Genomic DNA, 24,735 nt, shown 5'->3' on the forward strand with positions numbered 1-24,735 from the left:
AATTTTTAATGTTTAAAATGACGAACTCCAGTCATAACCATTGCTACTTTATTGTCGTTACAATAGTTGATGCTCAATTCATCTTTTATCGATCCACCTGGTTGAATAATTGCAGTAATTCCTGCTTTGTTGGCAATTTCTACACAATCTGGGAAAGGGAAAAAGGCGTCGCTTGCCATTACAGCTCCAGTTAAATCGAATTCAAAAGATTTTGCTTTTTCGATTGCCTGATTTAAGGCGTCAACTCTTGAAGTCTGACCTGTTCCAGAAGCACATAATTGTCTGTTTTTAGCAAAAACAATTGTATTTGATTTGGTGTGTTTGCAAATTTTAGAAGCAAATAATAAATCTTCAATTTCTTCTTCAGTTGGAGCAGTTAATGTAACAGTTTTTAAAATATCTTTTGAATCTGTAATGTTGTCTTTATCTTGAACTAAAATTCCATTCAAGCAAGTACGAACATTTTTAGCAGGTAATGCTACGTCATTTATTACTAGAATAATTCTGTTCTTTTTTTCTTCTAAAACATCAATAGCTTCTTGGTCGTAAGAAGGAGCAATTACCACTTCACAAAATAGCTTATTAATTTCTTCAGCCGTTGCTAAATCGATATTTCCATTGGCAATTAAAACACCACCAAAAGCAGAAGTTGGATCACCAGCTAGAGCGTCTAAATACGCTTCTTTCATTGTAGCTCTGGTAGCTAAACCGCAAGCATTATTGTGTTTTAAAATAGCAAATGTTGGTTCGTTGTTTTTAAATTCGTTCATCAAATTTACAGCTGCATCTACATCTAATAAGTTGTTGTAAGATAATTCTTTACCGTGTAATTTTGTAAACATTTTATCGAAATCACCAAAGAAAAAGCCTTTTTGATGTGGGTTTTCACCATAACGTAAAACTTGTCCTTTATCTTCACTGATTTTTAAATACGTATCTTCAGTATTGAAGTAATTAAAAATTGCCGTATCATAATTAGATGAAGTGTGAAAGGCTTTTGTAGCTAATAATTTTCTTTGTTCAATTGATGTTGAACCGTTGTTTGTTGTATAGAAATCAAGGAATGTAGCGTATTCATTTACAGATGCAACGATTACGGTATCTTTAAAGTTTTTAGCTGCTGCACGAATTAAAGAAATGCCGCCAATATCAATTTTTTCAATGATAGCTGCTTCACTAGCTCCAGATGCAACAGTTTTTTCAAATGGATATAAATCAACAATCACCAAATCGATTTGTGGAATATCAAACTCAGCCATTTGCGCTACATCACTTTCGTTATCTTGACGGTTTAAAATTCCACCAAAAATCTTCGGATGTAACGTTTTTACTCTTCCGCCTAAAATCTCAGGAAATGAAGTAATGTCTTCGACTGCTACAACAGGAATGTTTAAATTTTGAATAAAATCTTGTGTTCCACCTGTAGAATAAATAGTTACATTGTTTTGGTGAAGGGCTTTTACGATAGGTTCTAAACCCGTTTTATCAAATACAGATATTAAAGCCGATTTGATTTGTTTGGTGTGAGTCATTGTGTTGTTGTTTGTAAAACTGAAAATGTTTCCGTTTTAGTTGAAATTTATTTAGTAGTTGTTTCTAATAAGAATTTGCAAAAGTAAGAATTTGAATAAGAAAATGCAACAATTGAATTTTCTAATTTACATTTTAAGTTTCTAAATTTTAAGACTTAAATTGTAACAAATTTTATTTTTTAACTACATATAATCAGAATGATTTTTTATGATACTATACATACGTTTACTAAAAGAAAGTTTTGCTTTTGCAATTAATGCATTAAAAAGCAATAAATTACGTACTTTGTTGTCTCTGTTAGGGGTTACCGTTGGTATTTTTTCAATTATTGCCGTTTTAGCTGCTGTAGATTCCATGAAAAAGAACATTGTAGATAGTTTAGACGGTATGGATCGAAATACTATTTATTTGTTTGATGGTTCATTTGGTCCTACTGATGTTCCCAGATGGAAAAAAGAACAATTTCCTAATGTTAATTACGAAGAATTTCAGTTTTTGAAAAAAAGCGTTAATAATATTGACAAAATTTCTTACAACTTTTTTACTCAAAGTCAATCCATAAAATTTGAAGACAACACTGTAAATTCAATCGAAATAAAATTAAGTACTGAGGAATTTTTTGAAATAGAACCTTTTAAAGTCGAAAAAGGTAGGTTGTTTAATGAAGCGGAATCCAATTCGGGTACATCGGTAATAGTTTTAGGAAATGAAGTTGCAGAAGGATTATTTAACGGAAATGAAGCTATTGGAAAGCAAATTCGTTTGTATGGACAAAAGTATACTGTAATTGGCGTGTTAAAAAAAATGGGAGAAAATATGATTGGCGGCTCTAATGATGTGGCGGTTTTTATCCCAGTAAATAATATTAGAAAATTATACGGTGAAAATAGTAACTTGTTTAAACCAATTATTATAATAAAGCCAAAAAGCGATGTAGATGTAGAAGAATTTAAGGCAGAATTAGCCAATAAGCTTAGAAATTACAGAGGAATAAAACCAGATGATATTAATAACTTTTTTGTAAATATACTTTCAGGGTTTACCGATTTTATTGATGATATTGTCGGTCAAATGAATATTTTTGGTTGGATGATAAGTGGATTTTCTTTATTAGTGGGTGGTTTTGGTATTGCCAATATTATGTTTGTTTCTGTAAAAGAAAGAACCAATTTAATAGGAATTCAGAAGGCTTTGGGAGCCAAAAATAAATTTATATTATTTCAGTTTTTATTTGAAGCGGTAATTTTAGCCATGTTTGGCGGATTGTTTGGAATTGTTTTAGTTTGGATTATTGCCATGATTTTAACGAGTGCTTTAGATTTTGAATTTGTGCTTAGCGCATTTAATATATTATTAGGTTCAGGTTTGTCAGTTTTAATCGGTTTAATTTCTGGAATTTTACCTGCTATTTCTGCTTCTAAGTTAGATCCCGTAGAGGCTATTCGTACCGGAATGTAAAGTTTGTAAATACCAATAGTTAAAGCCATTACAGTTTTGTAATGGCTTTTTGTTTTGTGTAAAAAAATAAAGGTTTGGTGAAAATATAATAGAGTTTTAATCCTAGTACTAATAGTTGAAGTAAATAATACGGTTTCGGGCATTTTATCTTCGAAAGATTTTAATTAAAAAAATTTCAACCTAAAATCTACCCAAATCCAATTTCAAATGCCTTTACAATTGAAATGGAAAACGGAGTAAAATCTATTGAAATGTATTCTTTACAAGGGCAAAAAGTGCTAACTACAATACATAAAAATGTTAACGTTTCTAATTTGTCTAAAGGGCTTAATTAAGTAAATGTTGAAGGTGTTGATAATATAGTAGCTGCAAAAAAAAAAAAAATAGTAGAATAAAATAAGATTTTGAATCATGAGTGAATTGGTTATTTACCGTCGTGAAAAATTTCACGACGGTTTTTTAAAAACTAAACGAATCAAATTTTTCTAATTAAGTTGTTGTTTTAGCTAAGGTAATAGACAATTTATCACCATAATCTATAAAACAGTTCTGCCATCTTGTTTTAAATTTTTTTATTGCATTTTTAAGTTATAATGTGACTTCAAAAATTCGCATAAAATTGCCAACTTGTTCTAAACGTTCAATATCAGAAATTTTTTTACTAATTGTAATTTTATTCTTGTTTGAAAGAAATTACGCGCAAGAATCATCAGTTATTACGTACAAAATTTATGATAATTAAAGAAATGCAAATCCATCACTAGTTTGTAAAGCAATTTTTTTTTCGAGGAAGGTTTGACTTGCTTTCACAAATAATAAGTTTAGATTCATGTGTTTTTTTTTACAATTCTTTTTTTTATCTTAGCATCCCCCTAAAGAAATAAAGGTATGTGCGGAATTTCTGGTTTTATAAATAAAAGCATTTCTGAAAATAGAAAACAAAAATTAATTGAAGGTTTAAGAACACTTCAATCGCACAGAGGACCAGATTTTTCCGGTGATTGGAATGCCAATGATAAGGTGCATTTTTTTCATCAAAGATTGTCTTTAATTGATGGAAACAGTAGATCCAATCAACCTTTTTTTAACGATAATTTTGTGTTGTGTTTTAATGGTGAAATTTATAATTATTTGTCTTTAAAACAGCATTTACCAAGTGTAAAATTTACCACAACTTCAGATACAGAAGTGCTTTTTCAATATTTAGTTCATTTTGGAATAGAAAAAACACTTCGCGATATCAAAGGTATGTTTGCTTTTTCTTTTTACGACATTAAGAAAAATGAACTTTTTTTAGCTCGTGACAGATTCGGAATAAAACCTTTGTTTTTTGTAAATAATTCTGATGTATTTGCTTTCGCTTCCGAATCGAGAACTTTGGCAAAAGGGTTACAATTAAAGCCGGATAGTTATAAAGCAATGCTGTCGTTAAACAGTACTTTAGAAGGAAGTTCTACATACACTTTATTTAATGAAATTGAAAATGTAAAGCCAGGAACTGTTGTAAAAATAGCATCTAATCTAGAACTTTCGGAACACTATTATTACAAAATATCAGATCAGGTTGATGCCAATTATCATAAAGAGTTAGCCCAAAAACCTAAGTTGGAAATTGTAAAAGAATTTGAAACTTTATTGTCAAAATCTGTTGATGAAATGTTAGTTTCAGATTTTCCAATGGGTGCATTTGTTAGCGGTGGAATTGATTCCTCAGTTTTAACTGCAATGGCCAAAAAAACCCAACCAGCCATTCAATTGTTTACAGCTGATATTATTGGAAAACACTCAGAATATTCAGATTCATTGGCTTTGGCGAATCATTTGGGCTTACAATTGCATAAAACAGAATTTTACCCAGAAGATTTTTTAAAACATTGGATAACCGCAACAGAATATAATGCTGGACCAATTGTGTATTTTACCAATGGCGTGCCCATTTCAAGAGTAGCACATTTGGCCAGACAAAATAATATAAAAGCCGTAATTTGTGGTGAAGGATCAGACGAATTGTTTTTAGGCTATTCGAAATTAATGGCGGCGCGTTATAAAAAGGCATTGTTACTACCACAAGAAATTTTAAAGAAAATTTACAAAATATATCCTGCTTTAAACAATTATTTATTTCCTTCTGAAGTTTCTAATTTAGATAGTTTCAATGTCCGATTAGCAAATGGTTATAAAAGTGAAATGTTATATGAACAGGGTTCGGAATTATTTTCATTCGTATCGAAAAATGAACAAAAGTATTATTTGGATTCTTTTGAAATGATGCAAAAACACTTGCAAGCATTATTATACAGAAACGACAGAATGGGAATGATTTCTTCTATAGAAGTGCGTTTTCCTTTTTTACATGAAGATGTGGTGAAATTCGGTTTAAACTTACCTTTAGAATATAAAACGCGTTGGACCACACAATTGCATAATAAAAAACATCCTTTTATTACAGATAAATGGATTGTTCGTGAAGTAGCCAAAAACTATTTACCTAAAAATTTAGTAGCTAAAAAGAAAAATGGTTTACCAATTGACGGATTAAATGGCGTATGTTTTACGAAAGAATTTTTTAAAAACGGATATGTAGCGCAACATTTACAATTAAATGATGCTAGTTTAGATTATATGTTGCGAAACGAAAATCCGTATTTTATTGGAAAATTGGCTTCAGTGGAATTGTTTGGTTTGTTGTATGATTTTAATGAATCGCATCAAAGTATTCAACAAAAAATAGACAAATTTGCTAGAATGAAAGTATAACAAAAATCCCGATTTTCAATTGAAATTCGGGATTTTTGTTAGCAATTTATTTCTTCATATTGTTCAATGCATTTTCAAATTCTTCAGAACTTATTTTCATTTCTTTTGCTAGTGCAACGGCTTTAGTTTGAATCATAATAGCTTCAGATTTTCTACCAACTGCAAAATATAATTGTCCTAAGGTATCTAAAGAATACGGATTTTCTTTTTCAATAATGTTAGATACTTCCGACCATTTAATCGCTCTTTCAAAATCTTTTGTTTTATTAAGTTCGAAAATATCCCATGCTTGGGCATTGAACAAAGAATTAATTTGATTTTTAAAACTGATCCAATCTGTTTTGTAATCTGCTGTGGCATTCGATTTAATATACTGCTCGTCAATATTTTCAAAAAGAGGTTTGTTGTTAACTAAAGTCGAGTAGTACAAATCTACTAATTGGTTAGCTGCTTCAGATGCTTTTTCTTTCTGATTATATAAGTTTAAAACACTATTTAAAATAGTCAAATCGTTGTCTGAGTAGGCTATCAAAGAATGTGCAATAGCAGTGTAAGTTGCTGAATCTGGATTTTCACTTTTATAAGCAATAACATTATTTATTACTTTGGCGATTTTATTTTTAATGTTTGCTTCTTTATTGTATTTTAAAATATAATTGATGTACTTTATTTCTTGTTTATTGTAACCGTTGTTTTCATTTTTAAATAAATCAAAAGAAATATGATTTCCTGAAATTTCACCAAGTAAAATAGCTACTAAATTTTCGTTAAGGATGTTTTTAGAATTGTAATATTCGAAAATAGTATTTAATTTTTCGGCTAATAGTTTTTCTGAAACTTCTGTTTTGTAAAATGTAAAATCATTGGTGTCATACGCTGCAACTGCTGCTTCTACTGCTTGATCTACAGCTATTTTTTCATCATTATTTTCATCGTTATTTTGGTAATCATCCATTACTACTGCTGTATCAATAGTGGTATTTGCGAAATAAAATCTTTCAGTATAAATATCTTTATAATTTTTGTTTAAACTTTTAGTTAACTCTGGAATACTTGTTTTTTTGTTTGTAACAGAATTCGATAGAGCCATGGCATTTTCTGTTTCCTTTAGTTTATTAATTAAGAAGGAATTATCGTAATTTAAAATATTTGCTACATCGTCTAGCGATTTGGTTGATGTAGCAATAATTTTACCGTCTTTATTTATAATAACAACTGATTTTTCTTTGATGTTGTTTTTCTTAAAAAAGGCTTCATCTGAATTTGTGGCCAAGTAAAAATTATAAGTATCATATTCAGAATTATACCCTTCGTACATGTTGTAGCTTGCATTTTCATCGTAATTATTCACGAAAGTATTGAAATTTTTAGAGGCTCTCTGGTCCTTTAAGTTGTAATACACCATTAAGTATTTAGCAGTATCTTTCTTTATGTTTAATAAAGCTTCTTTTAAGCTGTTTTCTACTTTCGATTTAAACTCGTATCGGTTTTCAGAAACGGCATAAGCGGTATCCACTACAACTGCAGTTGAATCGTCATAATCGTAATACTCTTCGTTGTTTTTCATGCCTGGATAGCTCCAGTTTTTTTCAGAAGATTTTGTAGTTGGCGAAATATAATTGGGCTGTATAAGGGCACTTTTTTTAGTGAAGTTTAACGGACTTTTTCCGTCTGTTAAGAACAAGACATTGTTTGCTTTGTTTATTTTTCCTGTCAAGTTTAAATTGGCTAAATAACTATTTTCAAATGTTACATCAATAACATTAACGTTTCTCGGTACGATGTATTTTTCAATAACTGAATTGTAATCGCTCTTTTTTACAAAATAAAGTGCATGTATTCGGTCGATTTCAAAAGTTATTTTTGTTTCCGTTTTTTCTGTATTAATTTCGTCATTTTCTTTTACAGCTTCTGCAATTTTATAGGCATTTTGTAAATAATTTTCTATGTCATTTTTGTTAAAATAATCTTTTAAAGGTTGGTATTCAATTTCAGAAGTTTCTGTTTTTTGAATACCTAAATAATCACTTTGAAAAATCGAATAATAATTAATTGGTTCTACTTTGATTGTTATTTTTTCTGAATATTTTTTTCCGTTTTCAAAAAGTAAATGATAGGAATTTTGTTTGTTATCGTTTTCAAAAACTATAGAATCGTTAATTACTTTATACTTTCCAGAAAATACAGTAATTTGATACGTTCCGTCTTCTTGAAAAAACAGTTTTATTCCGTTTGAATTTTTGGTTGTGCTAACATATTCACCAACAATAGTATTTTGAGCTTGAATTAACTGAACAGCGCAAATAATAATAAAAAGAAGTTTTTTCATTTTTTAAGTATCAAAATTTTATGTAAATGTATCGATTTAAATAGAATTGAAAACAAAAAAATCCCAAGCTTTTTTGCTTGGGATTTTCCATATTATTTTTTGAAATTTTTATAAATTATACTTCAAACTTAAAATTAGAAACCTAGGTTGTACGAAATAACTTGAAAAATTAGTAGAACCACCCAAAGCATTAAAACTATTTTCGTTTAAAGCTAACGTATTTAATAAGTTAGTTGCGCTTATTTTGTACTCTAATTTACTGTCTTTTTTCTGATACGATAAAGAGGCAGTTAAAAAATCGTATTCAGTGTCAATTGTTTTTTCTCTATTTCTGTTATGAAAAAAACTATATTCTGATGTAAATGAAAATGCATCTAAAAAGAAATATTCTAAAGTTACAGATGGATTATCTATATAATTTACCTGATCTTGAAAGTCGTTAATCGTAAAATCATAGGATAAATCTATGTTTGGTAAATTTTTAAGATTAGTTGAAAATCCAATACTATAATTTTGAGTAAACGATTCTGTATTTTGTATAAATTCTGTATTATCAGGATTCACACGAATGTTATTGTTTTGACTCCAATTTACACTAGCTCTACCATTTGCTTTGAAATAACGAGCAAATGATCGACCGTAATTAAAACTTCCCGTTAAACTTTCATTTGGAAAATTAGAATTGATGTTTACAGAACTTGAAACCTGATTTACACCTGTTAATAAAGCTCTGTTGGTAATAATATCCGTTTGTTTAGTATAAGTCACATTAGCAAAAACATTCTCCATATTAAACATAGAAAATTTTCTGAAAAATAAACTGTGAACTTGAGAAACCGAGTTTTCTAGGAAACGATTTCCACTATACAAACTGTTGTAGTTAGAAAATACAAATCCTTGAGAAAGTTTTATAATATCTGTAAAATTATTCGTTAATGAAAAATTATAAATTAACGATTGCGATTTTTTTATTTGCCATAAAGCGTAAAAATCAGGCAATACTCTATTAAAACTCATTTTGTTAGTAGTGTTTAACTGCTCGTCTAGAGTGTTAAATTGATGTAAAGAAACTCCAGGATTTAAAGTAAATTTTCCAAGTAACATTTTATAATGTACTCCAATAAAAGCATCATTAAATGCATAATTTACATCGTTGGTGTTAGAAGTATCTGTTAAATCGTTTCGCGAACCATTATCTAAAATTTGAAACATGTTGGAGTTGAAATTTTGATAAGAATACGTATTCCCAACAGTTACGTTAATATTACTTTTTGGAGTAACCATATAGTAATAATCAAATTTCGCATCTGTTTTATTGGTTCTTATGAAGCGGTTTTGATTGATGTTGTTTCTACTTTGCATAGTATTATAACCGCTTAAAGCAAACGGTTGTATTTGTAAATTAGCATTGTAAAAAGGATCTTCTTGTTGGTATAAATTTTGTACTTCAAAAGCAAAAACATTTTTGTCATTCAAAGTATAATAGTAATTTAAGTTTTGATTGATAGATAGTGGTTTCTGACTTTTTTCAGTAAAAATGTCACCTTGTAAAGTAGAAATAACACCTTGGTTTTCAGTCTGATCAGATGTTTTTAATAAAGCATCGTAATCTAAATGCATTTTAGCAGATGGGATATAACTTGAACTCAATTTAAACAAACCTAGATTGGTTTTTTGTTTGGAAATATCTTGACGGTTTTCTGTAATATTTACCGTTGTTCCGTTTGGTAATCTATCGATACGATTGTAAATATTTTCGGTTTGTAAGTCGGTTTTGTTATACGAGTAAATTCCGAAACCGCTTATCGTCCATTTTTTTGTTGGATTATAAGAAAAATTCGCAGCACCAAATTTCGCATCTATGTTTTTAGCGCGATTGTTTCTTGTGCCCATAATTCCTAAATCGTTACTCGTAACATTAAAACTCGAACCGCCTTTACGCATCATGTTTTTAAAACCTCCAGTAAATTTGAAGTAATCTTGCATGGTTAACGGTAATTCGCCAATATTATTTAGGTTTCCAATAAGGTTTACGCTGTATTTCGGACTGTAGTAAAACAACTTCGGATTTAAAATACTTCTATCGGTTGTGTCGCCAACTCCAGCGCCTGCCATCATGTCTCCAAACCAAAAATTCTTTTTTCCTTCTTTTAATTTGATGTTAATAGCTACATTATCATCGTTGTTTTCTAATCCTTTTAAATTAGAAACTTCATTATAGTTTCGTAAAACTTGAATTTTATCCAAAGCATCAGCCGGAATATTTTTTGTAGCAATTTTAGTATCACCATCAAAAAAATCTTTTCCTTCGACCATTACTTTTTGTACTTTTTTTCCTTCTACTTCAATTTCACCATCTTTATTCACAGAAACACCAGGTAGCTTTTTTAATACATCTTCAAGTTTTTTTTCTGTACCATTAGTAAATGAGTCAGAATTATAAATAATGGTATCGCCACTAATTCTTACAGGCATTTCTTTCACAATTTCAACCGTTTCAATAGTATTTGATCCTGTTAAAATGATGTCTAATTTCATGTTTTCTTTGGTCGTAGTAATTTTTTTTTCAAATGGGGCATATCCAATATAACCGGCTTTTATAATATATTCGGTATTTGGTTTTAAGTTTAATGAAAACTCACCTTTTTCACTTGTAATGTTATACGCATCCATGGCTTTAGTAACTGGATTTATAGCCATAACATTAGCCGTTTCAATGACTACATTTTCGGTATCTTTTAGTATTCCTGTAACTTTAACGGTTTGTGCAAATGATAAACTTGTTAGGAGAATAGTTAGTAATAAAATTATTTTTTTCATTGTGATAAGTATTGTTATATATAAGGAAGTCGCCTTTTTTGGCGACTTGTTTTTTTAAATTATCTTCCCATTCTCATTTGCATTCCACCACGACCTTGACTGCCCATTTCACTCATTTCTTTCATTTTTTTAATCATAATTTCATCAAATTCTTTTTGAGTTACTTTGTCGCCACCAGTTGGTGCTTTAATTTCAGTTTTTTCTTTAACGTTCATTACTAATTTAGAACACATAATTACTGTTTTTCCATCGTTTACTTCCATAATTAAACCTGGTAAACCCCAATATTCATCCGGACCTTGACTAACAGGGATTTCTGGACAATACCAAGCGGTAACTGTAATCTCTTTAGGTAAATCAATTTCTTCAAAAAAGTTAGTTTTCTTTTCGTCTTTCTTTTCTGTAGCCGTTGTTTCCTCTTTTTTCTTTTCTTCTTTTCTTCTGTAATTTCTAAAGTCAGATTTGCTTGCCTCTTTTACTGCAGTAGCTTTAAAACAAGTGTAATCGCCAATTTTCTTAGTTTCCTCGGTTAAAACCCATTTTAAATTTGGTAAAGAATCTTTAATAAGAAACTCTTTACCAAACACTTCTTTGTCAACAGTATATTGTTTTTCTTTAATGTTTTTAAAATACGTTCCGCCGCCGCCCATAAAGCTAGCCATCATTCTTGCGCCACCATTTTGTCCCGGAGCATCTAATTTTTCTTCTTCTTTATAAATAGAAGCCGATTTATCGAAATTCAGAATAAACGTTTTTTCAAACATTTTTTTCATTCTTTCCATAATTTGCGTTTTCATTTCGGGTGTAATGTCTTTATTTCCATCGAAATTCTTAGCAAAATCTGATGTTGAAGTTTTAGATTCATAAACGGCCATTCCTTGAAATTCCTTTTGTGCAGAGGCCATAAAAGTGGTGAAACCCAATACAGCTATAAATATTTTTTTCATGATATATTTTTTTGTTTTAGATAAGACTACAATTTTACTAATTCGTTACTATTAAATTCGTTATTTTTTGTTAATATTGTTTGTATGAAATTTTTACATTTTTTTATATTAATTACTTTTTCTTCTTTTGCTCAAAATATGCATTTTGAGAAGGTAGGAGTGAAGCCTGCAAAGTATGATGTTTTTTGGGGAAATGACATTTCTGGAAATAATTATTTTTCTTCAAGCAATAATTTATTCAAAGTAAATGAAACTGAAACGTTAAATTATACGAATAATAAATTTGGAAAAATTACAAGTGTAGAAACGTTTAACATGTTGCAAACACTTATTTTTTACAAACAAAATAATGCATTTGTTTTGTTAGATGCGCAGTTTAATGAAATTAATACTACTATTTTTTCGGATATTACAGCGGAGTTTTTAAAGCCGGCTTCTCAAAATGAAATTTGGTTTTACGATAGTTTGAGTCAACAAATAGGTTTGTATAATTTGAATTCTCAAACCATTAAATTTCTTTCAAATCCAATAAATTCAGGAATTAAACAGGCCCATTCAGATTATAATTATCTGTATTGGATAGATAGCCATAATGAAGTGTTTTCAATAAATAAATTTGGAAAAATTGCTGCTTTAGGAAAAGTCAATCCATTTGAAAAAGTGATTTTTTCTGACAAAAGCGATTTATTCTTTCTATTAGATGATAAAATATTTTATTATTCACTTGAAAATCAGTTGCCAATAAATATTAAAATTGATGAAAAAATGATTAAAAATTTCTTCTATAAGGATGGAATTTTGTCTATTTTTACCGACTATCAAATAAGTACATATCAAATTAAAAAATAAAGTATGCATATAGCTATTGCTGGAAATATTGGAGCTGGAAAAACAACTTTAACTAAAATGTTATCCAAACATTTTAAATGGGAAGCGCATTTTGAAGATGTAGATGATAATCCGTATTTAGACGATTTTTATCATTCTATGGAAAGATGGAGTTTTAACTTGCAAATTTATTTTTTAAATAGCCGTTTCAGACAGATTTTAGAAATTAGAAAAACTGGTAAAAATACGATTCAAGATAGAACCATTTATGAAGATGCTTTTATTTTTGCGCCTAATTTACATGCCATGGGTTTAATGACTAATCGTGATTATACCAACTATAAATTGTTGTTCGATTTGATGGAAGATTTGGTTGGTCCACCAGATTTAATGATTTATTTAAGAAGTTCTATTCCGAATTTAGTGAAACAAATTCACATGCGTGGTCGCGACTATGAAAACACCATTTCAATAGAATATTTAAGTCGCTTAAACGAAAGATACGAAGCGTGGATTCAAACTTACGACAAAAGTAAATTAGTAATTATTGATGTAGATAATATTGATTACGTAAATAACCCAGAAGATTTAGGAGCGATTATTCAAAAAATAGATGCCGAAATAAACGGATTGTTTTAAAATTAAGTTATGCCATTAGTCCATCCCTTGCCACCAAACCATGATGAAGAAACTAAAAAGCTTGCAGCGTTTTTTAATGAAACCTTAGGTTTTTGTCCTAATTCGGTACTTACCATGCAACACAGACCTGCTATTTCAAAAGCTTTTATAAATTTGAATATGGCGGTTATGGAAAATAAAGGTAATGTTACTTCTGCTTTAAAACGTATGATTGGCTGGGTAAGTAGTAATGTTACAGGTTGTCGCTATTGTCAAGCACATACCATTAGAGCAGCAGAACGATACGATGCAGCACAAGAGCAACTAGATAATATTTGGGATTATAAAACACATCCTGCATTTTCAGCTGCTGAACGCATAGCTTTAGATTTTTCTGTAGCAGCTACTTTAGTTCCTAATGCTGTTACTGAGGATATTAAATCGGAATTATATAAATATTGGACAGCAGGTGATATAGTTGAAATGCTAGGTGTAATTTCTTTGTTTGGTTATTTAAACCGTTGGAATGACAGTATGGGAACCGTTGTTGAAGAAGGCGCAATTGAAAGTGCTGAAAAATATTTAGGAAAAGCAGGTTGGGAAGTTGGAAAACACCAATAAAAATAAAATTTAAATCCTCAAATTAAATAGCACTTGAGGATTTTTTTATTGCATCGTATCAAACAACGACATCACTTCAATATCTTTAGCTGGTTTTGAAGTTTTAATAATTCGCTTTTCATTGGGTAGTAAGTCGAAATAATTATCAACAAAGAAAATATCTTCGGCTTTTAAGAAAACATTCTTAGCTAAAGAGTTTGTGGTAATTTCAATAAGTGTTTCGCCTACACTTTTTATCTCAATTGTTGGATTTTTCAATTCTAAATCTTTTGGTTTTACAAAAAAGAAATTGGTTTCAGCATGATCAAATTTTAGATTTAAAACCGCTTGTTTCAAATTGAATTTCTCAAATTCTTTCAGATTAATTTCAGAATAAACTATACTAGTATTGGCATCAATTCGAATTTCTGAATTTTTATTCCACAATATATTTCCATTAAAATCTATAAGTTGTATCTCGAGCTTTCCTTCTTTAGAAATTAATTCATCATTAATAATGTAAATTTTATACTGATTTTCTTCTTCATTTACAGAAATCAAAATATTTTCAAAACTTTCTTTCGCTTGATGTTGCACCGCTTTCCAATTGCCAAAATAATCCACCGAACTCCATGACGTAACAGGCCAACAATCGTTCAATTGCCAAAATAAGGAACCCATGCAATACGGTTTGGCTCTTCTGTGCGCTTCTATAGCGGTTTTCATACCTTCTGCTTGAAGCAATTGCGAAACATAAACATAGTGGTCAAACTTAGTTGAGACTTTATAATCGCGCTCCATATAGGTTTGAATGGTTTGGAAACCTGTTGGATGTTTTTGATGGGCTTTAACCGCATCAGAATTCAAATTTAAGTTATCGGAATTCGCGAATTTCGAGAAAGTTTCTAAACTTGGCATACCTTGAAAACCGTATTCCGACATAAATCGCCCGACTTTTTTCTTATAAATTTCAAAAGGTTCCATGCCCCACCAAACGCCCCAATAATGGGAATCGCCTTGCTGTAAACTTTCTTTTCTTCCCCAACCAATTGACGGAGAAGACGGCCAATAGATGTTTTTTTCCTTAGATACTAAACTGTCTAAAGTTTGAGGGATGATTTCATGAAATAATTTCTGGTACCCGTTCCAAATTGCTGTAGAATCAGATTTTGAATAGTTATATTGTTTTTGCCAGCCCCAATTTTTCCAGCCTTCATCGTTTTCATTATTCCCGCACCAAAGCGCAATACTAGCATGGTTTTGTAAACGATTAACATTGTCAACGACCTCTTGTTTTACAGTCGAAAGAAACTTTTCATCACTCGGATACATCGCGCAAGCAAACATAAAATCTTGCCAAACTAAAATTCCGTTTTTGTCACAAGCCTCGTAAAACGCCTCATCAGCATACACGCCTCCGCCCCAAACGCGAATCATGTTCATATTCGCATCTACCGCATTTTTAACTATTTTATTATAAGTAGAATCCGTAACTCTTGGTAAAAAACTATCTGGCGGAATGTAATTCGCACCTTTCATAAAAACGGGTTTCCCATTTAATTTGAAATAAAAACTTTTACCGATTTCGTCTTTTTCCTGAACTAATTCTATGGTTCTTAATCCAATATTTAGTTGTTTAGAGTCAATAATTTTCTTATTTTTTACAATATTGATTTGAAACGGATACAAGTTGGCTGTTCCCAAACCGTTGCACCACCAGCGTTTTGGTTGGGCGATTTCATATTGCATTTTGACATTATTCTTTCCTTTTTTCAGATGGAAAGTAGTTGATTTTTCATTGATTTGTAGTTCAATTGAATATACTTCTGAAACATTGATTTCGGTAGTGAATTCTAAAACAGCTTTAGTGTCTGTTAGTTCCATTTGACTGTATTTTACAGTTTCCAATTTTACTTCATTCCAAAAATGAAGTTTAATAGGTTTGTAAATGCCGCAGGTAACAAATCGTGGTCCCCAATCCCAACCATAGTGATACTGCGCTTTTCGAGTGAACACTTTTTCATCGCCAGGTAAAGTGTAAGGTAGTTTTTTAGCTTCTTCTTTTCCGAAATTTGAAGCCGATTTGAAGATTATTTTCAGACTATTTTCTCCAATTTGTAATTTGTCTTTTACCGATGTTTGCCAAGTTCGGAACATGTTATCGGTTTCTAAAAGCAATTTTCCGTTTAAGTAAACTGTCGCATACGTATCTAAACCTTCAAAAAGTAAATCTATATTTTGATTTTTTAATTCCGATTTTGAAAGGTTGAATTTCGTTTCATATTCCCAATTTTCGTTTTCAATCCATTGCAAATCTTTTTCATTTGTTTCTAAAAAAGGATTGGGAATGAGTTGGTTTTCGAATAAATCGGTATGAATCGTTCCTGGAACTGTTGCTTTGTTTTTTTTAGTGTCGTTTTGTTTGTGAAACGTCCACTTTTCAGTTGATAAATTGCGAAAGGAATTTTGAGCAGTCAATAAACTACAAGATAAAATCGCTAGTAAAAGAAATAAATTCTTAAGCATTCAGTTGGCTTTTTAATTGTTTTACTTCTTCTGGATTGGCAGTTTCACTTCCATCGGTAATAGCAGAAGAATGATAAAATGTAGCTTTAGTTTTTTCTTGTAAAAATTCAATATTTGTTGCACGCAATCCGCCACCAGGCATAATTGTAATTCGGTTTTTTGCTTTTTCAACTAATTCTGCTAATCGATTGGCACCTTCCATTACATTTGGTTTTTGACCAGAAGTTAAAATCGTTTGAAATCCACAAGCAATCACTTCTTCTAAAGCTTCAAAGGCATCAGTAACTTCGTCAAAAGCACGATGAAAAGTACAAGGAATAGGTTTTGCTAGTGCAACAAGTTCAGCATTTTGAGTACAATTTATGGAATGATCTTCATTCAAAATTCCGAATACCAATCCGTTTACGCCAATTTCTTTAAACAGATGAATTTCGTTTTTCATTTGTTGAAATTCAGCTTCCGAATACACAAAATTTCCACCTCGAGGTCGAATCATCACATTTAAATCGATGCTAATGAGATCTTTAACTTGCTTGGTGAGTTCTAAATTTGGAGTAGTTCCTCCAACTTCTATTTCTGCACAAAGTTCTATTCGATCCGCACCATTTTCTTGAGCGATTTTGGCTGAATTTAAATTAAAACATGCAATTTCTAGCTGATTCATCTTGTGCTGAATTAATTTCAGTATTTATTTCAAAAAGTAATTTGCATCAATTAATTTACTTCCAGAAGCATCTTGAACGGCATAATTAAATCCGCCTTGAACACAATACGAACCATATTCGCCATTCTTATTTAATGCAATAAAACCAACTTGAATGTCTTTCAATTCTTTTCCTCTGTTTTGGGTTAGTTTTACGATTCTAGAAACGGCTTCTTCACACGCTTTTTGAGGCGATTTTCCTTGACGCATCAATTCTACCACCAAATGGCAACCTGTAATTCTAATGACTTCTTCTCCATGACCAGTTGCAGTTGCGGCACCAATTTCATTATCTACATATAATCCTGCGCCGATAATTGGAGAATCTCCAACTCTTCCGTGCATTTTAAATGCCATGCCGCTAGTAGTGCAAGCTCCTGATAAATTTCCATGTGCATCTAACGCAATCATTCCAATTGTATCGTGGTTTTCAATGTTGGCAATAGGTTTGTATTGACTGGTTTTTAGCCATTCTTTCCATTCTTTTTCGGAATCTTCTACTAATAAATTTTCTTTTTTGAAACCTTGAGAAAGTGCGAATTGTAAGGCGCCATCGCCCACTAACATCACGTGAGGTGTTTTTTCCATAACCGCTCTAGCCACAGAAATAGGATGTTTGATATGTTGTAAACACGCCACCGAGCCAATATTAGAAAATTCATCCATGATACAAGCGTCTAGTGTGACTTTTCCATCTCTGTCTGGTCGTCCACCGTAACCTACACTTCTTTCTTTTGGGTCGCCTTCTGGAATTTTCACACCAGCTTCAACAGCATCTAAAGCGCGACCATTGTTTTTCAAAACTTCCCAAGCCGCTTCATTGGCTTGAATTCCGAAATTCCATGTGGAAAGTACAATGGGTTTGTTTACTTTTTTGTTGGTGTTTCCAATTGTTACTTCTTGTTTCGATTTAAAAGAATTTAAAGCAATCGCTACCGAACCAATTGCTGCAGTTTTTATGAAATTTCTACGATTTGCCATAATTTTAATTTTTTATTCTATCCCAATTTCATCTACAAATAGCCAAGCATTTGAGCCAGCGCCTGCTTTTCCCTCTGGAATTTTCCCAGCATTTCTGGCTATAATTTTTATAAATTGAGTAGATATGTTGTTGATTTTTAGTTCTAATTCGCCTTTAGCCAATAAAATAGTTTCTGTTGCAATTTGTGTATAGGTTTGAAAAGTTATTCCGTCATTAGAAGTCAAAATTTCTATGCTTTTTGGGTAATGAATCCAGCTTCCTTCACTGGCTAAAGTGCTAATAGAGATTTTTTTTATGCTTTCTTTTTTTCCTAAATCGATTGTAGCAATTAAGTCTTTTCCTGAAAATCCTAGCCAGTCTTTACCTAATTTACTTCGATTGGCTTTCACACCATCGACCAATGTTAATGCGCCACCAATACTGTAATTTTCATGCGGTGGATGTTCTAGAATAATTTTTTTTCCTGTTGCTTTGTGAAAAGAAAAAGTTTGTTCAATTACAGCGCTTTTTGGTTTGTTATCATCGAAATAAGCGGCTTTTACAGTTTGGCTTTTCAGAATTTCGATGGGTTTGGTATAAGGTTTTGATGATGAAGTAGGTAAGGAGCCATTGGTTGTATATCGAATTTTATCAGAATTATTTGCTGATTGTAATTCAAAAAGAACTCCAGTTCCTGTTTCTGAAGGCTTTATTTTTGTTGTTACTTCAAAAATAGATTTGCTGTAATTGATTCCTTTTGTTTCTAGAATATCAAAATGTTGGATCAATCTGTTTTGAAAATCGGAAAATTTTTCTGGATTGGAAGTTCCCCAAAGGACTTCTGATAAGGCTAACATTCTAGGGAAAATCATATATTCCACATGATTGGGCGTTGCTATATATTCGGTCCAAACATTGGCTTGTGCGCCTAAAATATATTTAGTTTCTTCGGAAGTTAATTCTTTAGGAGTTGGCTGAAAAGAATATACTTTTTCTACCGTAGTGTAACCACCAATAGCTAAGGGTTCATTTTTTGGTTCACCTTGATAATGATCGAAGTAGCAATGCGAACCTGGCGACATAACTACAAAATGTTTTTGTTTGGCTGCTGCAATTCCGCCTTCAGTGCCGCGCCAACTCATAACAGCTGCATTTGGTGCTAACCCGCCTTCTAAAATTTCATCCCAGCCGATAATTTTTCGTCCGTTAGCATTCACAAATTTTTCAATTCTTTGAATGAAATAACTTTGCAACTCATGTTCGTCTTTTAGTTTTTCATCCTTCATTCTTTTTTGGCAATGCGGACAAACTTTCCATCGAGTTTTCGGACATTCATCGCCACCAATATGAATGTATTCTGATGGAAATAAATCGATTACTTCGGTTAAAATATTTTCTAAAAAAGTAAAGGTTTCGTCTTTGGGACAAAATACATCGTCTAAAACTCCCCAAATTTTACCTACTTCGAAAGGTCCGCTTGTACAAGAATATTCAGGATAAGCGGCTAAAGCTGCAACAGCGTGACCTGGCATTTCAATTTCTGGAACAACAGTTATGTGGCGTTCAGTGGCGTAGGCAACAATTTCTTTTATTTCTTGTTGGGTGTAAAATCCGCCGTAGCGTTTGTCATCGAATTTTTGATCGTTATAATGTCCAATCATGGAACCTTTTCGCCAAGCACCTACTTCGGTAAGTTTTGGATATTTTTTAATTTCAATTCGCCAACCCTGATCATCTGTTAAATGCCAATGAAAGGTGTTGAATTTATACATCGCCAAATAATCAATATATTTTTTTACAAATTCCACAGAAAAGAAATGACGCGCACAATCTAAATGCATGCCACGCCAAGCGTACTTGGGTTGATCATTTATATTTAGAAAAGGTAATTTGATTTCAGCATTTTTTTCGAAAGGAATAATTTGCGATAAGGTTTGAATCGCATAAAATTGAGCTTGATAAGAATTAGATTCTATGAATACACCATATTTATTGATGGAAAACGAATAATTTTCTTTTTCGGTTTTCGTTAATTTTGGCAAACTCAATTGAATTATAGAATTAGAATTTGTTGAAGTTGCTATTTTCAATTCTAAGCCTGTTTTTTCTTTAATAATTTCTTTTAGAAATTGAGTTTCAAAGCTAGATGTTTTTCCTAGGATAACTGTGTTTTCATTTAGAATAAAATGGCCTTCGTATGTTTCAATAGTTGTAGGTTTCGGAATTAATGCCAATTTTTTTTGAGAAAAGGCAAGATTAACAAATAGTAAAAGTACAAGAAGGTATTTTTTAAGCATTTTAGTTGTGTTTGTTTGTTGGCTAAAAATACAAAAAAAGCCTCACATTAAGTAAGGCTTTAAAAAAATCTGTTTTTTGAGAAATTATTTTTTATCTAATTCTGCAATTTTTTTATCAATTTCTGTTGGAGTACCTTCGAAAACTTTAGTGGCAACGCTTTCTTTTCCTTCGATTGAAGTGGTTATAGTAACTGTAGCTTTTTCTTTTCCATCTTTTAAGATTTCTCTTTTAATTTGAATTTTTTGTTCCTCTTTTTTAGTAACTACTGGACTATTATCTTGGTGACGTTTTTCATAATCTGCATCATGACCATGATCACAATTTGGACCGTGAACATGAGCATCACCAATATATTTACCATTTTCATCGTATTGAGACATGCATTTGTCTTTACATTCTTGAGAACATCCGTTGTCTTCACACATTTTGGCACATTCTTCTTTGGTCATGGTTGCACATTTAGATAAATCACATTTACCATCTTTGCAAACCATTTCTTTTTTATCTTTAGAGCAACAAGCTCCCATTTTATGATCTTCAGAAGCATGTCCACTTCCTAAGATTGGTGCGATTACTAATCCAATTAAACAAGTTAATTTAATTAAGATATTCATGGATGGTCCAGATGTATCTTTAAATGGATCTCCAACAGTGTCACCAGTTACAGCAGCTTTGTGTGCGTCTGAACCTTTGTAAGTCATTTCACCATTAATCATTACACCAGCTTCGAAAGATTTTTTTGCATTATCCCAAGCTCCACCAGCGTTGTTTTGGAAAACTGCCCAAAGCACACCAGAAACTGTAACTCCAGCCATATAGCCACCTAACATTTCGGCAATTAATTGGTTGTTGTCGCTATAAACTAATTTACCTAATAATACGATAGCGATTGGGAAACCGATAGTCATTATTCCTGGCAACATCATTTCGCGTAAAGCGGCTTTTGTAGAAATGTCTACACATTTGGCATATTCTGGTTTTCCAGTTCCTTCCATAATTCCTGTAATTTCTTTGAATTGGCGGCGTACTTCGTAAACCATATCCATGGCTGCTTTACCAACAGAATTCATAGCTAATGCTGAGAACACTACAGGAATCATTCCTCCAATAAATAGCATGGCTAAAACGGGTGCTTTGAAAATATTAATTCCGTCAATTCCAGTAAAAGTTACGTATGCTGCAAATAAAGCTAATGAAGTTAACGCTGCCGAAGCAATTGCGAAACCTTTACCAGTTGCAGCAGTTGTGTTTCCTACTGAATCTAAAATATCTGTTCTAGTACGAACTTCTTTAGGTAATTCGCTCATTTCAGCGATACCACCTGCGTTATCAGAAATGGGTCCGAAAGCGTCAATGGCTAATTGCATAGCAGTTGTGGCCATCATTGCAGAAGCTGCTAAAGCTACTCCGTAAAATCCTGCAAAAGCATAAGATGCCCAAATAGCAGCTGCAAATAAAATGACAGTTGGGAAAGTAGAAATCATACCAGTTGCTAATCCGGCAATTACATTTGTTCCTGCACCAGTTGATGATTTTTGAACGATAGCCATTACTGGATTGGTACCTAAGCCAGTGTAGTATTCTGTTACTGATGAAATTGCACCACCAACAACTAATCCAACAATTGTGGCATAAAATACACGCATTGAAGAAATTTCTTTTAGTCCTTCTCCGTAAAATTCCATTTTCATTGTAGTTGGTAGCATGTATTGAACTAAGAAGTAACAAGCAATTAAAGTTAAACCGATTGAAACCCAGTTTCCGATGTTTAATGCTTTTTGAACTTGAGCTTCTTTAGCGTTATCATTTGAAATTTTTACTAGCATTGTTCCGAAGATTGAAAATAAAATTCCGAAACCTGCGATGGCCATTGGTAATAAAATTGGGCCAATTCCACCAAAAGCATCTTCTATTTTTCCGCCCATATCTTTGATAACATAATTACCTAAAACCATTGCTGCTAAAACTGTTGCTACGTACGAACCGAATAAATCGGCACCCATACCGGCAACGTCTCCTACGTTATCACCTACGTTATCTGCTATTGTTGCAGGATTACGTGGGTCATCTTCTGGAATACCAGCTTCTACTTTACCTACTAAATCGGCACCTACATCGGCAGCTTTAGTGTAAATTCCACCACCAACACGTGCAAATAATGCTATAGATTCTGCTCCTAAAGAGAATCCAGCTAATGTTTCTAGAACGATAGTCATGTCTTCAGTAGAAGTCCAAGTACCATTCATAAAATATCTAAAGAAAAGAATAAAAAAACCTGTTAATCCTAAAACGGCTAAACCAGCTACTCCTAATCCCATTACTGTACCACCGCCAAAAGAAACTTTTAAGGCTTGCGGTAAACTAGTACGAGCAGCTTGAGTTGTACGAACATTTGTTTTCGTAGCAATTTTCATTCCCATGTTTCCTGCCAAGGCAGAAAAGAAAGCTCCAAAAATAAAGGCAATTACAATTAGCCAATGTGTTGTAGGTACAAAAAAAGAAATGGCTCCAAGAACTATACTTGCGCCAATCACAAAAAAGGTTAATAATCGGTACTCTGCTTTAAGGAATGCTAAAGCACCTTCATAAATATAATCTGAAATTTCTTTCATTTTACCGTCTCCGGCATCTTGTTTTAAAACCCAAGCACGTTTCATTGCCATAAAAAGCAATCCAATAATTGCCATTACAACAGGCAAGTAGATCATAAAATTATTCATAGTAATAGTAAAATAGTTAATGGTTAATTTTAATTCGTTTTAACAAAAATAAACAAAAAAGGCAATTATCCTAATGATAATTGCCTTTTTTAATAAATATATTGAAAATTTTTTATTTAGTGCTTCACAATTTTGTTGGTGCTAATTCCTTCAGTTGAACTTATTTTGAAGAAATAAATTCCAGAAGATAATTTTTCAAGATTAATACTGTTTCTTTTATAATTTAGTATTTCTGTAAATAGTAATTTCCCAGAAACATCATAAACTTCAAGTGTAGCGATTTCATCAGTTTGAAATTCTACATTGACTTGGTTTGAAGTTGGATTGGGATAGATGTTTAATTTTTTGTTAGTATCAAAATCGTTGACACTAAGGACAGGAGTACTTACTTGAATAGAATTAATACTATGATTGGTAAAGTTTTGATTGCCTTCATATCCACCAGCTGAAATATAAAATCTTACTTCATCAACATTATCAAATGCATTATTTAAAATAATCGTATTTGGTAAGAACGGATTATTAAACCCTTGAAAAGTAGTGGAGGCTACTTCTATTCCGTTTTTATATCCTTTGATTGTATTCACGGCACCTCCAGTTTGAGTTTCTCCCCAGTTTAAATATTGAAATTGGTTTAATTTGAATTCGGCTCCATTTTCAGATTTAATAGCCATTCCTTTTCTACCAGTGGCCATATTTGCGGTTAAACCTGTGTAGCTTCCTGCTGTATAAAAACTAGCATCTTCCCAAGATAATGGCATAGTTAAAGTGCCATTAGTGTCTAGAATAGAATATATTTGAATGTTAATATCTGAAATATTTACAGATCCGCCATCGCCATCAGTAGCTATGTTATCAGAAGAAATTCCAGTATTATTAGTAAAAGTTAGCGTAGGAGCTGAGCCAAGTGTTTGGGCAGTGTTGAATTGAAAACTGGCAACAACAGCTAAAAATAAAATGTAATTTTTTCTCATAAAAAAAGGTGTTAATCTGTTGAACAAATTTAACACCTTTTATTTGATTTATAATGAGTTAGCTTATTTAATGCTAAACAATCCTTCTGGTTTGTTTTCAATAGCATCAAAACGATCAGTACAAGCTTTGATAATAGCACGCGCCTCGTTTACATCTCCCCATCCTTCAACATCTACTTGTTTGTTTTCTAAGTCTTTGTAAACTTGGAAAAAGTGTTCAATTTCTTTAACTAAGTGTGGGTTTACATCGCTTAAATCATTTAAAGAATTCCAAATTGGATCTGAAACAGGTACACAAATGATTTTTTCATCTGGACCTTTATCATCAGCCATATGGAAAACACCAATAGGTTTCACTTCGATGACACAACCAGGGAAAGTTGGTTTAGTTACTAATACTAAAACATCTAATGGGTCGCCATCTAAAGCTAAAGTTTCAGGAATGAAACCGTAATCTGCTGGATACATCATTGAAGAGAAAAGCATTCTGTCAAAACGCATTCTTTTCAAATCAAAATCATATTCATATTTGTTTCTACTTCCTCTTGGAATTTCTACCAAAACGTCAAACGTTGTTATTTTATCTGCTGTCATTTTCTTTTTATTTGCGGGTGCAAAGGTAGTGAAAAAGTAAAAAGTAAAAAGTAAAAAGTAAGAAGTTTT

The 24,735-nt window shown here is 31.7% G+C and carries 17 protein-coding genes; 6 read left to right on the forward strand and 11 right to left on the reverse strand.

The window, feature by feature from the left end:
- Positions 1-5: 5 nt before the first annotated feature.
- Entirely contained in the window at positions 6-1,532 is a 1,527-nt protein-coding gene (gene purH / locus G4D72_RS00975) for a bifunctional phosphoribosylaminoimidazolecarboxamide formyltransferase/IMP cyclohydrolase (RefSeq protein WP_166075712.1), read from the reverse strand.
- A 208-nt stretch (positions 1,533-1,740) separates the two neighbouring features.
- Here purH and G4D72_RS00980 point away from each other — a divergent pair, with 208 nt between their 5' ends.
- The 3 genes from G4D72_RS00980 to asnB all read left to right on the forward strand — a co-directional run bounded on the left by G4D72_RS00980 (position 1,741) and on the right by asnB (position 5,748).
- Positions 1,741-2,991 carry an ABC transporter permease gene (locus G4D72_RS00980; RefSeq protein WP_166075713.1) on the forward strand — a complete coding sequence of 417 codons (1,251 nt, stop codon included), beginning with the start codon at positions 1,741-1,743 and terminating at the stop codon, positions 2,989-2,991.
- 185 nt (positions 2,992-3,176) lie between these two features.
- On the forward strand, positions 3,177-3,326 hold the full coding sequence (locus G4D72_RS13560) for a T9SS type A sorting domain-containing protein (RefSeq protein WP_394367562.1): 150 nt from the start codon (positions 3,177-3,179) through the stop codon (positions 3,324-3,326).
- Between the two features lie 553 nt (positions 3,327-3,879).
- On the forward strand, positions 3,880-5,748 hold the full coding sequence (gene asnB / locus G4D72_RS00990) for an asparagine synthase (glutamine-hydrolyzing) (RefSeq protein ID WP_166075715.1): 1,869 nt from the start codon (positions 3,880-3,882) through the stop codon (positions 5,746-5,748).
- Positions 5,749-5,794: 46 nt separating this feature from the next.
- On the opposite strand, the gene G4D72_RS00995 is transcribed toward asnB, so the two are convergent.
- The 3 genes from G4D72_RS00995 to G4D72_RS01005 form a co-directional block, all read right to left on the reverse strand.
- Positions 5,795-8,077, reverse strand: coding sequence for a hypothetical protein (locus G4D72_RS00995; RefSeq protein ID WP_166075716.1), 2,283 nt, complete (start codon positions 8,075-8,077; stop codon positions 5,795-5,797).
- A 108-nt stretch (positions 8,078-8,185) separates the two neighbouring features.
- Positions 8,186-10,897: a peptidase associated domain and porin domain-containing protein gene (locus G4D72_RS01000; protein WP_166075718.1), complete on the reverse strand. Its 2,712-nt coding sequence runs from the start codon at positions 10,895-10,897 to the stop codon at positions 8,186-8,188.
- A 59-nt stretch (positions 10,898-10,956) separates the two neighbouring features.
- Positions 10,957-11,844, reverse strand: a complete 888-nt coding sequence (locus tag G4D72_RS01005) for a GLPGLI family protein (RefSeq protein ID WP_166075719.1) — start codon at positions 11,842-11,844, stop codon at positions 10,957-10,959.
- Between the two features lie 84 nt (positions 11,845-11,928).
- On the opposite strand from G4D72_RS01005, the gene G4D72_RS01010 reads away from it, so the two are divergent.
- Genes G4D72_RS01010 through G4D72_RS01020 form a run of 3 tightly spaced genes read left to right on the forward strand, consistent with a single transcriptional unit; the run spans position 11,929 to position 13,911 of the window.
- The gene (locus G4D72_RS01010; RefSeq protein WP_166075720.1) at positions 11,929-12,693 is read left to right on the forward strand and encodes a hypothetical protein; all 765 of its coding nucleotides are present in this window, start codon (positions 11,929-11,931) and stop codon (positions 12,691-12,693) included.
- A gap of 3 nt (positions 12,694-12,696) precedes the next feature.
- Positions 12,697-13,311: a deoxynucleoside kinase gene (locus G4D72_RS01015; protein ID WP_166075721.1), complete on the forward strand. Its 615-nt coding sequence runs from the start codon at positions 12,697-12,699 to the stop codon at positions 13,309-13,311.
- 9 nt (positions 13,312-13,320) lie between these two features.
- Positions 13,321-13,911 carry a carboxymuconolactone decarboxylase family protein gene (locus tag G4D72_RS01020; protein WP_166075722.1) on the forward strand — a complete coding sequence of 197 codons (591 nt, stop codon included), beginning with the start codon at positions 13,321-13,323 and terminating at the stop codon, positions 13,909-13,911.
- 45 nt (positions 13,912-13,956) lie between these two features.
- On the opposite strand, the gene G4D72_RS01025 is transcribed toward G4D72_RS01020, so the two are convergent.
- The 7 genes from G4D72_RS01025 to G4D72_RS01055 form a co-directional block, all read right to left on the reverse strand.
- Positions 13,957-16,416, reverse strand: a complete 2,460-nt coding sequence (locus G4D72_RS01025; protein ID WP_166075723.1) for a beta-mannosidase — start codon at positions 16,414-16,416, stop codon at positions 13,957-13,959.
- Positions 16,409-17,080, reverse strand: coding sequence for a copper homeostasis protein CutC (locus G4D72_RS01030; protein WP_166075724.1), 672 nt, complete (start codon positions 17,078-17,080; stop codon positions 16,409-16,411). Before G4D72_RS01030 ends, G4D72_RS01025 begins: the two co-directional genes overlap by 8 nt.
- A 24-nt stretch (positions 17,081-17,104) precedes the next feature.
- Complete coding sequence (locus G4D72_RS01035; protein WP_207784832.1) at positions 17,105-18,100, reverse strand: isoaspartyl peptidase/L-asparaginase family protein; 996 nt, start codon at positions 18,098-18,100, stop codon at positions 17,105-17,107.
- 12 nt (positions 18,101-18,112) lie between these two features.
- Positions 18,113-20,377, reverse strand: a complete 2,265-nt coding sequence (locus tag G4D72_RS01040; protein WP_166075725.1) for a glycoside hydrolase family 20 protein — start codon at positions 20,375-20,377, stop codon at positions 18,113-18,115.
- Between the two features lie 84 nt (positions 20,378-20,461).
- Positions 20,462-23,098 carry a sodium-translocating pyrophosphatase gene (locus G4D72_RS01045; RefSeq protein WP_166075726.1) on the reverse strand — a complete coding sequence of 879 codons (2,637 nt, stop codon included), beginning with the start codon at positions 23,096-23,098 and terminating at the stop codon, positions 20,462-20,464.
- A 116-nt stretch (positions 23,099-23,214) separates the two neighbouring features.
- The gene (locus G4D72_RS01050; RefSeq protein ID WP_166075727.1) at positions 23,215-24,072 is read right to left on the reverse strand and encodes a T9SS type A sorting domain-containing protein; all 858 of its coding nucleotides are present in this window, start codon (positions 24,070-24,072) and stop codon (positions 23,215-23,217) included.
- A 63-nt stretch (positions 24,073-24,135) separates the two neighbouring features.
- Positions 24,136-24,666, reverse strand: coding sequence for an inorganic diphosphatase (locus G4D72_RS01055; protein ID WP_166075728.1), 531 nt, complete (start codon positions 24,664-24,666; stop codon positions 24,136-24,138).
- Positions 24,667-24,735 lie beyond the last annotated feature (69 nt).

This window comes from Flavobacterium difficile (genome assembly GCF_011392115.1).
GTDB classification, from domain to species: domain Bacteria; phylum Bacteroidota; class Bacteroidia; order Flavobacteriales; family Flavobacteriaceae; genus Flavobacterium; species Flavobacterium difficile.